This is a genomic window from Pseudomonas sp. GW821-FHT07F01 (genome assembly GCF_059418825.1).
This window is the reverse complement of sequence record NZ_JBWKQO010000001.1, coordinates 214,869-228,961: the sequence shown is the minus strand read 5'-3', so window position 1 is coordinate 228,961 and position 14,093 is coordinate 214,869. Positions and strand designations below refer to the sequence as shown.

The 14,093-nt window shown below is 67.3% G+C and carries 11 protein-coding genes and 1 riboswitch; of the genes, 9 read left to right on the top strand and 2 right to left on the bottom strand.

Going from position 1 to position 14,093, the window contains the following annotated elements; all coding sequences use genetic code 11:
* The first annotated feature begins 55 nt into the window (after positions 1–55).
* The 6 genes from AC07R1_RS00975 to AC07R1_RS00950 all read left to right on the top strand — a co-directional run bounded on the left by AC07R1_RS00975 (position 56) and on the right by AC07R1_RS00950 (position 7,889).
* A complete protein-coding gene (locus tag AC07R1_RS00975) occupies positions 56–1,405 on the top strand; it encodes an APC family permease (protein ID WP_011060541.1) in 1,350 nt (449 codons plus the stop codon).
* 172 nt (positions 1,406–1,577) lie between these two features.
* Positions 1,578–2,594, top strand: a complete 1,017-nt coding sequence (locus tag AC07R1_RS00970; RefSeq protein ID WP_011060540.1) for an arginine N-succinyltransferase — start codon at positions 1,578–1,580, stop codon at positions 2,592–2,594.
* Positions 2,595–2,643: 49 nt separating this feature from the next.
* The gene (locus AC07R1_RS00965) at positions 2,644–3,717 is read left to right on the top strand and encodes an arginine N-succinyltransferase (protein WP_495109984.1); all 1,074 of its coding nucleotides are present in this window, start codon (positions 2,644–2,646) and stop codon (positions 3,715–3,717) included.
* Positions 3,718–3,933: 216 nt separating this feature from the next.
* Positions 3,934–4,137, top strand: a riboswitch (cobalamin riboswitch).
* 152 nt (positions 4,138–4,289) lie between these two features.
* Entirely contained in the window at positions 4,290–6,215 is a 1,926-nt protein-coding gene (locus AC07R1_RS00960) for a TonB-dependent receptor plug domain-containing protein (protein WP_495110276.1), read from the top strand.
* Between the two features lie 11 nt (positions 6,216–6,226).
* Complete coding sequence (locus AC07R1_RS00955; protein WP_053150508.1) at positions 6,227–6,979, top strand: (2Fe-2S) ferredoxin domain-containing protein; 753 nt, start codon at positions 6,227–6,229, stop codon at positions 6,977–6,979.
* Complete coding sequence (locus tag AC07R1_RS00950) at positions 6,972–7,889, top strand: ABC transporter substrate-binding protein (RefSeq protein WP_015635034.1); 918 nt, start codon at positions 6,972–6,974, stop codon at positions 7,887–7,889. The genes AC07R1_RS00955 and AC07R1_RS00950 overlap by 8 nt, the downstream gene beginning before the upstream one ends.
* A 410-nt stretch (positions 7,890–8,299) precedes the next feature.
* On the opposite strand, the gene AC07R1_RS00945 is transcribed toward AC07R1_RS00950, so the two are convergent.
* A complete protein-coding gene (locus AC07R1_RS00945) occupies positions 8,300–9,382 on the bottom strand; it encodes a diguanylate cyclase (RefSeq protein ID WP_495109983.1) in 1,083 nt (360 codons plus the stop codon).
* Positions 9,383–9,618: 236 nt separating this feature from the next.
* Between AC07R1_RS00945 and AC07R1_RS00940 the strand changes: the two genes are divergently transcribed.
* From AC07R1_RS00940 to AC07R1_RS00930, 3 genes are all read left to right on the top strand, one after another.
* Positions 9,619–10,545: an alpha/beta fold hydrolase gene (locus tag AC07R1_RS00940; protein ID WP_011060534.1), complete on the top strand. Its 927-nt coding sequence runs from the start codon at positions 9,619–9,621 to the stop codon at positions 10,543–10,545.
* A gap of 135 nt (positions 10,546–10,680) precedes the next feature.
* Positions 10,681–12,075: a 2-oxoadipate dioxygenase/decarboxylase HglS gene (gene hglS, locus AC07R1_RS00935; protein WP_187682874.1), complete on the top strand. Its 1,395-nt coding sequence runs from the start codon at positions 10,681–10,683 to the stop codon at positions 12,073–12,075.
* A gap of 139 nt (positions 12,076–12,214) precedes the next feature.
* Complete coding sequence (locus AC07R1_RS00930; protein ID WP_011060532.1) at positions 12,215–13,636, top strand: FAD-binding oxidoreductase; 1,422 nt, start codon at positions 12,215–12,217, stop codon at positions 13,634–13,636.
* A 12-nt stretch (positions 13,637–13,648) separates the two neighbouring features.
* On the opposite strand, the gene AC07R1_RS00925 is transcribed toward AC07R1_RS00930, so the two are convergent.
* The gene (locus tag AC07R1_RS00925) at positions 13,649–14,014 is read right to left on the bottom strand and encodes a hypothetical protein (RefSeq protein ID WP_410037515.1); all 366 of its coding nucleotides are present in this window, start codon (positions 14,012–14,014) and stop codon (positions 13,649–13,651) included.
* Positions 14,015–14,093: the final 79 nt, after the last annotated feature.

The window sequence follows — 14,093 nt, the reverse complement described above, 5'->3', positions numbered from 1 at the left end:
CGACCCGCAGGGCCCCGCCTTTACCCACTTACACAGGCTCAAGGAGAACGGCTTCATGGAGATTGAAGAATTCGGCTACAAACAGGAACTCAAGCGCGGGCTGAGCCTGCGTGACCTGGTGGTCTACGGGATGATTTTCATGATTCCCATCGCCCCGTTCGGGGTCTACGGCTACGTCAACCAGGAAGCCCCGGGCATGGTGCCCCTGGCCTACATCATCGGCATGGTGGCGATGGTCTTCACCGCCCTGAGCTACGGCGCCATGGCCCGCGCCTTTCCCATCGCCGGTTCGGTGTATTCCTACGCCCAGCGCGGCCTCAACCCCCATGTGGGCTTTCTTGCCGGCTGGCTGATGCTCCTGGACTACCTGCTGATCCCGCCGCTGCTCTACGTCTACGCGGCCATGGCGCTCAACCACCTGTACCCGGAAGTGCCCAAGGTCGGCTTCATCCTGGCGTTCCTGGTCAGCGCCACCTTCGTCAACCTGCGCGGCATCACCTTCACCGCGCGGATGAACATCCTGTTCCTGCTGGCGCAACTGGCGGTCCTGGGGATCTTCCTGTTCTACGCCTGGAATGCCCTGCACGGTGGCGCCGGCAACGGCCAGCTGACCCTGGCGCCGCTGTACAACCCGGAGAACTTCCACTTCGGCATGCTGATGCAGGGCGTCTCGATCGCGGTACTGTCGTTCCTCGGCTTCGATGCCATCTCCACGCTCGCCGAAGAGGTCAAGGGCGACCCGGGCCGCAGCGTCGGCCGCGCCGCGCTGATCACCCTGGTGGTGATGGGCGCGATCTTCGTGGTACAGACCTGGATCGCCACCGACCTGGCCGCCGGCATGGGCTTCAAGTCCGCCGACACCGCCTTCTATGAAATCGCCGAACTGGCCGCCGGCAGCTGGCTGGCGACCCTCACCGGAGTGGCCACGGCGCTGGCCTGGGGCGTGGCGGTGGCCATCACCTCGCAGGCCGCGGTATCGCGCCTGCTGTTCGGCATGGCCCGCGACGGCAAGCTGCCCAAGGTGCTGGCCAAGGTCCACCCCAAACACAACACCCCGCACATCAGCATCTACCTGGTGGCGGTGCTGTCGCTGCTGATCTGCTACCTGTTCATCAACTCGGTGGACACCCTGACCTCCCTGGTCAACTTCGGCGCCCTGAGCGGCTTCATGCTGCTGCACATCACCGTGATCAATTTCTACTGGCGCCGGCAGAAGTCCGGCCAGGTGGTGCGCCACCTGATCTGCCCGGTGATCGGCTTCGTGATCGTCAGCGCCATCATGTACAACATGGGCGTGGATGCGCAGAAACTCGGCGCCATCTGGATCCTTGCCGGGCTGGTCTACCTGTTCCTGCTGAACAAGTTGGGCAGCGGTGCCGCCCTGCCCGACCCGCTCAAGCACTAGTTGCACCCGCGCGGCGCCCCAGGGCGTCGCGCCAACCCCGGCGCTGCCAGCAAGAGCGGCCCGGGGACTGGCCGCCGGATGCCGCGGCCATGGAACTGCGTGGTAACCGACAGTGATGTCTGGCCAGTGCCTGCCCCCCGGGGCAAGCGGCCCTTGATACAGGAGTACACCCATGCTGGCCTTGCGTCCGGTGGCGTTATCCGATCTGCCCCAACTGCGGCGCCTGGCCCGCGAACGCCTGCTGGGCGTGACCTCCCTGGTGGATGACGAAACCTGCCTGCGGGACAAGATCCTCGATTCCCAGGCCTCCTTCGCCAAGAGCGAGGCCAGCCAGGGCCCGGAGAACTATTTCCTGGTGCTCGAGGACCTCGACAGCGGCCAGTTGCGCGGCTGCTCGGACATCCTCGCCACTGCCGGTTTTGCCAGCCCGTTCTACAGCCTGCGCAACCGCCCGTTCATCAGCAGTTCCCGGGAGCTGAACATCCAGCACGGGGTGCCCACCCTGTCGCTGTGCCACGACCTCAGCGAACAGACCCTGCTGCGCAGCTTCCATGTCGACCCGCCGCTGGGCGGCACGCCACTGGCCCAGCTCACCTCCCGCGGGCGGTTGCTGTTCATCGCCGCCCACCCCCAGCGCTTCGCCGACAGCTGCATCAGCGAGATCGTCGGCTACAGCGACGCCAACGGCGAGTCGCCGTTCTGGCAAGCCGTGGGCCAGCACTTCTTCGACCTGCCCTATGTCGAGGCCGAGCGCCTGTGCGCCCTGCAGGGCCGCGGCTTTCTCGCCGAACTGATGCCCCAGTACCCGCTGTACATCCCGATGCTGGCGCAGGCGGCCCAGGACTGCATCGGCCAGGTTCACCCGGATGCCCGGGAGGCCTGCCAGATCCTGATCGACGAAGGCTTCGCGCCGACCCAGTACGTCGACCTGTTCGATGCCGGGCCGACCCTTCAGGGGCGCAGCCACCAACTGCGCTCGATCGCCCAGAGCCGGGTTGCCACCAGTTACCCCAGCCCCCAGAGCGGCCAGGGCCAGCAGTGGTTGCTGAGCAACGAGCGGCTGCAGGGCTTTCGCGCCATAGTCGCGGCGCTGGACACCGCCCCGGGCGCTGAAATCGGCCTCGACCCGGCCATGTTCCAGGCCCTGCAACTGGCGCCGGGCGAGCCGGTACGGAGCGTTGCCTTATGAACCGGCCCCTGTTGCCCCCCTGCCCGGCGTCATTGCCAGGAGCCCGCCAATGATCGTCCGTCCGATCCGCGTCACCGATCTGCCGGCGGTCTTGAGCCTGCTCGAAGGCAGCTGTCGCGAACTGAACAACCTGTCCACCGACCCCGAGCGCCTGGCCCATCGGGTGCGCTGGGCGCAGCGAGCCTTCGCCAACCAGGTGGAGCGGGCCGATGCCGACTACCTGTTCGTCATGGAAGATGACGAGCAGCAGGTGATCGGGGTCTGCGGCCTGAGCGGCGCCATCGGCCTGCGCGAGCCCTGCTACAACTACCGGGTCGGCACCACCCACGGCAGCGCCCCGGTGCTGGGCATCGAAAAGCACATCCCGACCCTGTTCCTGTGCAACGAGATGACCGGGCAGTCGCTGCTGTGCTCGCTGTTCCTGCGCCGCGATCACCGCCAGGGCTACACCGGCCGCCTGCTGTCCACCGCGCGCCTGCTGTTTGTCGCCGAATTCCCCCGGCTGTTCGGCGACAAGCTGGTGGCCGAACTGCGCGGCCAGCTCGACAGCCAGGGCCGCTCGCCGTTCTGGGACAGCCTGGGGCGGCACTTCTTCAAGATGGGTTTCCAGCAGGCCAATCGCCTGTCCAGCCACGGCAGCAAATCCTTCATCGCCGAACTGATGCCGCGCCAGCCGCTGTACACCTGCCTGCTCAGCCCCCAGGCACAGGCCGCCATCGGCCAGGCCCACGCCAGCACCGAACAGGCGGTGAGCATCCTGCGCGACGAAGGCTTCAGCCATCAGGGCTGCATCGACATCTTCGATGGCGGGCCGCTGATCGAGGCCGAGGTGGCGAAGATCCGCAGCGTGCGCGAAAGCCAGACCCTGCCCCTGCTGGTGGGCACTCCGGACGCACAGGCGCCGGTGTGGCTGATCCACAACCGGCGCCTGGAAAGCTGCCGCATCACCGCCGCCCCCGGGCGCCTGGTTTCGGGTTGCCTGCTGGTGGACCGGCTGACCGCCAAGCGCCTGCAACTGCAGCCGGGCGACTCGGTACGGGCGGCGCCGCTGCTGGCCTGCGAGTCACGCACGGCCCTGCACGCACAGCGGCACCTGGCCCCGCAAAGCGCCCTGCTCCTGTAGCCGCTGCCGCAGGCTCGGGCCGCGTTCGAAAGAACGGCCCGCAGGGGCGCGAAATCTCAAGACCGCTGAGGTGCTCGACATGAGACTGCCAAGCAAGGCCCTGCGGGCCTTTGCGCAGCCTCGCGGGCTCGGCAGCGGCTACAGAGGCGTCAGGGCGATGAATCCGGTAACACCTGGCGGCAGGCGCAACGTTGACGAACGCCGGGGCGGATGTTCATATGCCGCCCAGTTTCAGGTGCCTCCTGCCGCCGTGCAGGAGGTGAAACGGGAAACCGGTGCGCCCCTTTTCGGGCAAGTCCGGTGCTGCCCCCGCAACGGTAAGCGAGTGCTGCATTCAACAGGCCACTGTACCCAAGGTATGGGAAGGCGAATGCCGCCAGACTCGCAAGCCCGGAGACCGGCCTGTGACGTCTGTTTGGCAATCCTGCGGTGGGCGGGCATGGGCCGGTATGGTCGCGTGCCCGTGGCCGATACCCTCTCCTGCGTGCTTCCCGAAGACACTTTCGAGAAGACCAACAATGACAACACCTGACACTTTGCCTGCACGCGACTGGCGTGCACCTCGCCGCACCATGAGCGGCGCCCTGCTCGGCTGCCTGTTCAGCCCCCTGCTGCTGGCGGACGACAGCCCCCTGACGCTGGACCGGCAATTTGTTTCCGCCCCCTCGGTGGAGTCCACCACGGTGGCCGAAATGGCCCGGTACGGCAGCAAGGTGGAGATCATCGACCGCCAGCAGATAGAACGCGCCGGCCCCAGCAGCGACATCACCCGGGTCCTGCAGATGTACGTGCCGGGGCTGTATGTGGCGCCCAAGAATGGCCCCTTCGACTACGGCACCTACTCCCTGCTGGGCGGGCGCAACGACGACACCCTGATCCTGCTGGACGGCGTGCGCCTGAACAACCGCCTGTACGGCGGCCTGTACCTGGATACCCTGCCGGCCAACGCCATCGAGCGCATCGAGGTGCTCAAGGGTGGCCAGAGCCTGCTGTTCGGTACACAGGCGGTGTCCGGGGTGATCAACATCGTCACCCGCAACCCGCAGACCCGCGACGTCTCCGGCGAGGTCAACCTGGGCCTGGACAGTTTCATGGGCAGGAGCGGCGACGCCCGCGCCGAGCAGATCCTCAGCAACGGCCTGGGCGAGCTGGGGCTGTTGGCCTATGTCAGCCACAACGTCTCCGATGGCTACCAGCCATTTCGCAACAGCGCCTACAACGCCAACACCCGGGACAAGAAACGCAGCTATGAAGTGACCACCTTCGGCGCCAAGGCGATCCAGGGCCTTGGCGACGCTTCGCGGCTGGAACTGTTCTACCAGTACAGCGACGCCAACCTGGATTTCGCCCGCCCGGTGAACAACCGGAAAACCACCAACGACCGCATCCAGCAGATCGCCACCGCGACCTTCGAGCAGCGCCTGGGCGAAGGCTTCAGCTACTTCGTCAAGGGCCATGTCAACGACTGGGACACCCGCTACACCAGGATCGACAGCCTCGACGACGCCAGCCTCAAGGTGCGCAACCACAACGACTACTGGGGCTTCACCGACTGGGGCCTGCAGGCCGAGGGCAAGGCCGAGCTGGACGGCGGCCACGTGCTGGTATTGGGCACCGACAACCAGTGGTTCAAGGGCCAGGACGACGTGCTGAAGATCGATAACAAGCAGGCCCAGGCCAATGCCCTGTACACCCAGCTGCGCCCGGTGTTCGACGCCCTGCCCGACTGGCACCCGAGCCTGGGCGTGCGCCACGAGAAAATCAGCGGCGGCGAGAGCGCCACCGTGGGCATGCTCACCTCGCTCTACGACCTGACGCCCCACTGGCAACTGCGCGGCCAGTACGGCAGCGCCTTCAAGCTGCCCAACGCCGAGCAGCTGTACGCCAACGAGGACTACGAAAAAGGCAACCCCGACCTCAAGCCGGAAAAGAGCCTCAATGCCGAGCTCGGCCTGGACTACAAGGGCAGCCTGCTGGCCGGCGAATTCAACGCCAGCGTCAGCGCCTTCCACCGCAAGATCGACGACCTGATCACCCTCGACGCCAACGATGTCTGGAGCAACGGCCAGGGCCGGATCAAGGTGCGCGGCATCGAACTCGACGGGCGCTGGCAGTTCAGCCCGCAGTGGACCCTGCAGGCGGACATGACCCGCAACCTGGTGGAGTCGCGCAACGGCGTGACCCTGAGCAACATCCCCGGTTTCTTCGCCCGTTCGCGGCTGGGCTTCGAAGCCCCGGACCGGATGTGGGGCGTGGGTGGCGCGGTCCGCTACATCGGCCAGATCGACAGCCCGAAGAACGTCGACTACGGCCACTATTCGGTGGTCGACGCCGATGCCTATCGCTACCTGGATACGGCCCAGCAGCACCGCCTGAGCCTGCTGGTGGAGAACCTGTTCGACCGCGACTACAGCACCAGCATGACCAGCAGCTCGCCCTCGGTGGACAACCTGGGGCGACCCTTCACCACCGAAGTGCGCTACACCTACCGCTTCTGAGGCCGACCGACATGCATGAGAACTATCAACGGGTGCTGTTCGTCGGCCCCGGCCTGCACGGCGGCGCCCTCGGCGAAGCCTTTCGCAAGGAGCTCGAGGCCCTGCGCGGCGACGGCGCCGACACCCGGGTGATCGACACCCTGGACGGCTTCGACAGCCTCTGGGCGGCGCTGGGCGAAGCCCTGCCCGAGGACGGCGCGAAGCTGCTGGTGGTGGACCTGGAACCCAGCTCCGACAGTGCCTACCTGGACTGGCTGCGCGATGAGCTGGGGCGCCTGGCCCAGGCCCACCCCCAGGCACCGCGGCTGTGGATCACCGCCCAGGCCCTGGGCCGGCGCGGGCTGGACGCGGCCCTGGCCTGCGCCAGCATCGGCCAGCGCGAGCGCCACCTGGCCTGCGACAACGTCAACGCGGTGCAGAGCGACCCGGACTGGTCGCGGGTGCCGCCCCATGCCCGCCAGGTGTTCCTGTGCACCGGCCCGCGCTGCGTGCGGCGCGGCGCCCTGGCGCTGTGGAAGACCCTGCGCCGCGAACTGCTGCGCCTGGAGCACATGGAGACGCCCGGTGGCGTGCTGCTGACCCGCACCGCCTGCCAGTTCCCGTGCAACCTGGGGCCGGTACTCACCGTGCACCCGGACGGCTGCTGGTACCGGGTGCGCGATGACGGCGAGGTGCTGCGCCTGGTGCAGCAGCACCTGGTCCAGGGCGAACCGGTGGCGGACCTACGGATTCCCGCGCCCTACGGAGGAACGGCGGATGCCTAGCAGACTGCTCGGCCTGCTGCTGTGGCTGGCGGCCCTGCCGGCCCTGGCGCACAGCTACCAGAACTGTGGCCGGACCTGGACGGTGGACGGCCCGCCCCAGCGCATCGTCGCCCTCAACCAGCACAGCGCCGACCTGCTGCTGGCCCTGGGTGCCGGGCCGTCGATGATCGGCGTCGCCTATCTGGACGACGATGGCCAGGCCCAGGCCGAAGGGCTTTACCACGGCGTGCCGGTCATCGCTCGCCAGTACCCGTCGGCAGAAGTGCTCTACAGCCTGAAACCCGACCTGGTGGTGGGCGGCTTCGCCTCGGCCTTCCCGGAAAACTTCAGCTCCCGGCAACGCCTGGGGGCCATAGGCGTGGGCAGCTACCTGCTGGAATCGGCCTGCGCCGGGCATGACCAGGACTACTTCGGGCATATCCGCCGCGACCTGCTGACCCTGGGCCGGCTGCTGCGCCAGGAGGCCCGCGCGCAGCAACTGGTGGGCCAGATGGATGCCGACCTGGAGGCCGCCGCGGCCCTGTACCGCGGGCGCCCGACGCCTTCGGTGTTCTACCTGGACAGCGAAGTCAACGGCCTGGCCAGCCAGGGCCAGCGCGGGTTTGTCGGCGTGCTGCTGCAAGCGGCCGGTGCACGCAACAGCTTTGCCGCCATCGACCGCCCGCGCCTGACCGTGGACAGCGAGACCCTGCTGGCCAACGACCCGGACGCCATGCTCCTGGCCGACGCCCTGTGGTCCCCGGCCCGGCGCAAACGCCAGCTGCTGCACAGCGACCCTGTGCTGTCGCGATTGCGCGCAGTGCGCGAAGACCGACTGATCGACATCCCCTTCGCCCGACTGGTGCCGGGCATCGCCAGCGGCCGCACCGCCCTGGAACTGGCCCGGCGCCTGCACCCCACCCACGACTGACCCCCACCCCTGTAGGAGCCGGCTTGCCGGCGAAGGGAACACCTCCCACCCCGAGGCGTACCCACAGACGCCTTCGCGGGCAAGCCCGCTCCTACAACCACCAGCGAGCCCCCCGTAGGAGCCGGCTTGCCGGCGAAGGGAGCAACCCCGACCTCGCGGCGTACCCACAGACGCCTTCGCGGGCAAGCCCGCTCCTACAACCACCAGCGAGCCCCCCCCGTAGGAGCCGGCTTGCCGGCGAAGGGAGCAACCCCGACCTTGCGGCGTACCCACAGACGCCTTCGCGGGCAAGCCCGCTCCTACAACCACCAGCGAGCCCCCCGTAGGAGCCGGCTTGCCGGCGGCGAAGGGAACACCTCCGACCCCGAGGCGCACCCACAGACGCCTTCGCGGGACACAAGGAACAGCGGCTACAGGGAGTTGAGCAAACGCCTGGACGGCTGCTCCGGCGGGTGGCAGGTGACGTTGTTGCGGCCGCAGGTCTTGGCCGCATACAGGGCCTGGTCGGCATCGTTGAGCCAGCCCATGGCGTCGTCGTGCAGGGGGTTGAAGGCCGCCAGGCCGATGCTCAGGCTGACCTGCAGCGCCGGGCTCTGTTCATAGCCCAGGGCCCCAAAACGACCGCGCAGGGCCTCCATCAGTTCGGCGGCATGGGCCAGGGGCACGTCCGGCAGGATCACGCAGAACTCGTCGCCGCCATAACGCCCGGCCTGGTCGCTGACCCGCAGGTTCTGCCGCAGCAGCTTGCTCAACTGGCGCAGCACCACATCCCCGGCCACATGGCCGTAGGTGTCATTGATGGCCTTGAAGTGGTCGATGTCGATCAGGGCGATGGCGCCACCATGGGCCTGGCGCTTGCAGCGCTGGAACTCGATCTCCAACTGGTCCTTCCAGGCGCCATGGTTGAGCAGCCCGGTCAGGCTGTCGGTGCGGCTCAGGGCCAGCAGCTCGCGCTTGTGCCGGCCCAGGGTCACCGCCTGCTGATAGCAGATGTAGCCCAGGGCCAGCGGGTACAGGGTCAGCATCGGCAGGCAGGCATACACCTGCTCGGGGGTGGTCTGGGCGACAAACGCCGGCCCGAACAGCCACAGGGCAACGCCCATGCCCAGCACTTGGGCCGCACTGCCGGCGAGGAAGAAACGTAACCCGCCCAGGGCCATGTTGTTCATGGCCATCATCCCCAGGGTGGTGGCCAGCGGCAGCGGATTGAAGTGCATGGCGCCGACCCAGAAGCCCCCCAGCAGCGAATCCACCAGCAGGTTGCGGTACTCGGCACGAAACGGCACCCGGGCAAGCCGTGCCCATTGGTAGGCCAGGTGCGGCCAGGCAAATGCATTGAACAGCATGAAGCTCCAGACCCAGGGCGCCGGTTGCAGGGGCGCCATCCCCGCGGCCACGCAGAAAAACCCCAGGGCCAGGCCCAGGGTCCGTGACCGATAAAGCCTCCTGGCCAATGACAGTCCCTTCCCTCTGGTGTCCTGCGCAGGGAGCAAGTCGCCTCCGATCAGCAATGGGTAAAGGTGGAACGAGCAGGTGGCAAGCAACCGGTGAAAGTCTATCAGTCGCGTTTCAAAGCGCCATCACTGCCAACGCCCAGTTTCGGCCTGCCAGCGCCAGCAGGTGGGGAATATTTGGCTATAACTGAGGGGCGGCCGATAACCGACTTCGCAGTGGCGAGCACGACGCGCGCCGCCCCTGAGCCGATCCACCCTGCCCCTGGAGGCCGCCGATGCTGGTGATCCTGGTCCTGCTGCTCCTTGCCGCACTCTGGTGCTACCGCACCTACCCGCGCATCGGCCACCTGCTGTACGACGCCAGCGTGGCCCTGGAAGCACGCCTGTACCGGCTGCAGAAAGTCCCGGTGCAGATCGGCGAAGAGACCCTGATGACCTACCAGGGCGGCCCGGCCCAGGCGCCGGTGATCCTGCTGCTGCACGGCCTGAGCGCGGACAAGAGCATCTGGCTGCGTTTTGCCCGGCACTTCAACCGCGACTACCGGTTGCTGATCCCGGACCTGGGCGGCCATGGCGAAACCGCCTATGCCGCCCACCAGGACTACCGCGTTCCGGCCCAGGCCCAGCGTCTTTTGCGCTTGCTCGACGCCTGCGGCATCCAGCGGGTGCAGGTGATCGGCAACTCCATGGGCGGCTATATCGCCGCCTGGCTGGCCGCCCATGCCCCGCAACGGATCAGCGGCCTGGCGCTGTTCGACCCGGCCGGCGTCGAAGCCCCCGAGACCAGCGACCTGCAGCACCTGCTGGAACAGGGCAAGAACCCCTTCCTGGTCCGCTCCCGCGCCGACTTCCAGCACTTCTACAGCCTGACCATGGCCGCCCCGCCCTGGGTGCCCGAAGCAGTGCTGGCGGCCATCGCCGAACGCTATCAGGCGCGCCGCGGGCAACTGGCGCGGATCTTCGCCGAGCTCCAGGCCAGCCCGCCCATGGAGCCCGAGCTGGCGAAGATCCAGGCCCCGACCCTGCTGCTCTGGGGCCGCGAGGACCGCCTGCTGCACCCCAGCAGCGCCCAGGTCTGGGCCAAGGGCCTGCCCCAGGCCCAGGTGCAACTCTGGGAGGGCATCGGGCATATGCCCATGGTCGAACGCCCGGTGCGCAGTGCCCGGCTGTACCAGCAGTTCCTGGAACGCCAGCGGCACTGACAGCGGCCCGCTCATGCATTCATTTGCAGAATGAAGTTCAGAGGAAACTTCGTTTGTCAGCCTCGGGCAGGCCCAGCAGAATCGAGGCCGACCCGCCCTTTCACGCCTCGCCCCTCTGCCACGGGAAGCCTGTTCATGAGCAACCAGCACTTCGTCAGCCCGGACCTGATCCGCCAGGGATTTTCCCGGGCGATGTCGGACATGTACCGCGAGGAGGTGCCGCTCTACGGCGCCCTGATGGAGCTGGTGGCCGAAGTCAACGCCCAGGTCCTGGAGCGGCAGCCGGCGCTTGCCCGGCACCTGCAGAGCAGCGGTGAACTGCAGCGCCTGGACCTGGAGCGCCACGGCGCGATCCGCGTCGGCAGCGCCGCCGAGCTGGCGACCCTGGCCCGGCTGTTCGCGGTAATGGGCATGCAGCCGGTGGGCTACTACGACCTGACCCCCGCCGGGGTGCCGGTGCATTCCACGGCCTTTCGCGCGGTGCACGAAGCGGCCCTGCAAGTCAGCCCGTTCCGGGTCTTCACCTCGCTGCTGCGCCTGGAGCTGATCGACAACCCGGAGCTGCGCAGCTTTGCCGAACAGGTCCTGGCCCGGCGCCAGATCTTCACCCCCCAGGTGCTGGAACTGATCCAGCAGGCCGAGGCTGCCGGAGGCCTGGACGCCGAAGACGCCGAGCGCTTTATCCGCCAGGCCCTGGAAACCTTCCGCTGGCACCACCACGCCACGGTGACCGCCGCCCAGTACGCCAGCCTCAGCGCCCAGCACCGGCTGATCGCCGACGTGGTGGCCTTCAAGGGCCCGCACATCAACCACCTGACCCCGCGCACCCTGGACATCGATGAAGTGCAACGGCTGATGCCTGCCCGCGGCATCACCCCCAAGGCGGTGATCGAAGGCCCGCCGCGCCGGGAATGCCCGATCCTGCTGCGCCAGACCAGCTTCAAGGCCCTGGAGGAATCCGTGGCCTTCACCGACCAGGCCCAGAGCCAGGGCAGCCACAGCGCGCGTTTCGGCGAGATCGAACAGCGCGGCGCGGCGCTGACCCCCAAGGGCCGAGAGCTCTACGACCGCCTGCTGAACGCCGCCCGCGACGCCCTGGGCGACTTCCCCAACGAAGCCAATGCCCAACGCTACAACCAACTGATGCAAGAGCACTTCAGGGAATTTCCCGACAGCCACCCGGCCATGCGCGAACAGGGCCTGGCCTACTTTCGCTACTTCGTCAGCGAAACCGGGCTGGCCGCGCGCAACCAGCCCCAGCGGCCCACCACCCTGGCAGCGCTGCTGGCGGCCGGGCACCTGAGCGCCGAACCCCTGGTGTATGAAGATTTCCTGCCGGTCAGCGCCGCCGGGATCTTCCAGTCCAACCTGGGGGACGACAGCCAGAGCCACTACGCCGGGCAATCCAACCGCCAGGCGTTCGAAGCCGCCCTGGGCCGCCCCACCCTCGACGAACTGCTGCTCTACGCCCAGACCCAGCAGCGCTCCCTGGAGCACTGCGCCGCCACCCTGGGCCTGCCGACGCTCTAAGGCGCAGGGCAGGCCCGCGGGTCGATGCCGGCCTTGCAGCCGGTGCGCTGCCCCCATGGTCATGGACCCGTCGCGGCGTTATTCTGCCGCCACTTGCGCCCAATCAGCGGCGCGCCACCACCAGGGATGGACACGGCGAATGAGATTCGCGATCGGCCTGTTTTTATGCGCGGCACTCGGCGGCGCACTCACCACCCACGCCGCAGAAACCGTCAACGACATCACCCAGCTCAACCCCATAGTGGTGGACCAGGTGGTACGCCCCACCCGCCTGGAGCAGATCGTCCAGCTGGTGGCCGGGCACCCCGGCCCTATCGCCATTGGCGGCGGGCGCTACAGCATGGGCGGCCAGACCGCCACCGAACAGGCCTTGCAGATCGACATGCGCGGCTTCAACCGGGTGCTCGACTTCTCCAAGGAACGCAAGGAAATCACCGTGCAGCCGGGCATCACCTGGCGCGCCGTGCAGGACTACATCGACCCCCACGACCTGTCCGTGAGCATCATGCAGAGCTACGCCAACTTCACCGTCGGCGGCGCCCTGAGCGTCAACGCCCATGGCCGCTACATCGGCTACGGCCCGCTGGTGAGCTCGGTGAAATCCATCAAGCTGGTGCTGGCCGACGGCCAAGTGGTGGACGCCAGCCCGCAGCACAACAGCGACCTGTTCTACGGCGCCATCGGCGGCTACGGCGGCCTGGGGGTGATCGTCCAAGCCACCCTGCAACTGAGCGACAACGTGCGCCTGCTGCGTAGCGTCGACGAGATGCCCCTGGGGGACTACCGCCCCTACTTCCAGGCCCGGATCCAGAACAACCCCAAGGTCATCCTGCACAACGCCGTGCTCTACCCCGACCAGTACCAGACCCTGCGCGCGGTTTCCTACAGCCAGACCGACCTGCCGGTCACGGTCAAGGAACGCCTCACGCCCCTGGACCAGAACTACTGGAAAGAACAGAAGGCCCTGAAAGTGGTGAGCCAGTGGCCCGGCGGCAAGACCCTGCGCCAGGAAGTGATCGACCCCCTGGTGCTGAAAAAACCGCAAGTGTCCTGGCGCAACCACGAAGCCAGCCTCGATGTGCGTGAACTGGAACCCGACTCCCGGGCCAAGCGCACCTACGTGCTGCAGGAATACTTCGTGCCCCCCGACCAGCTGGAAAGCTTCGTCCAGGAGATGGGCGCGACCCTGCGGGCGCACAAGGTCAACGTGATCAACCTGTCGATCCGCCACGCCAAGGCCGACCCCGGCACCCTGCTGGCCTGGGCCAAGACCGAGGTCTTCGCCCTGGTGCTGTACTACCAGCAGAGCACCGCGCCAGAGGAACGGGAAAAAGTCGGCGTATGGACCCGCGCCCTGGTGGACAGCGCCATCGAGCGCGGCGGCAGCTACTACCTGCCGTACCAGATCCACGCCACGGCCCAGCAGTTTCGCGCGGCCTATCCACGGGCCGGGGAGTTCCTGGCGCTGAAGGCCCGGGTCGATCCGCAGAACAAGTTCCGCAACAAGTTGTGGGATGCCTATGGGCTGGGGGCCACAGGGGATGGGGCTGCCCAACCTTAAGGCTGGGTGCCATCAATGGGCCGCGGAGCGCAGTGGCGCCAATACCTTGCGTTGCTGCAGGTAAATCACTCCGTCACCGTCGAAGGCCAGCACCTTGTCGGTGGTCAGGGCGCTGGCGTCGCCGTCCTCGTACTTGAGCCAGCCCTCATCCCACAAGTCGCCACTTTCATGACGCACCTGCACAAAGAAATAAGGCGGCTCGGAGCGGGTGATCTCAATGTAATGCCCACCATCGGGGCCGCCCTGCCACCGCGCATCAGGGTGCTCGGCCAATACATGGACCGGCGTCGTGGAGAAGCCGTTCTTGAACACGACCACCGCCAGCAATACCAGAGCCAGTACGCCCACCGACATGAGCAAACGTTTTAACCAGATCAATCCAGGATCTCCGCTATCATTCACCGCCCTCGACCTGTCCCGGTCGGGCAATCGCGCATTCTGTTGAAGGCCCGCGCAC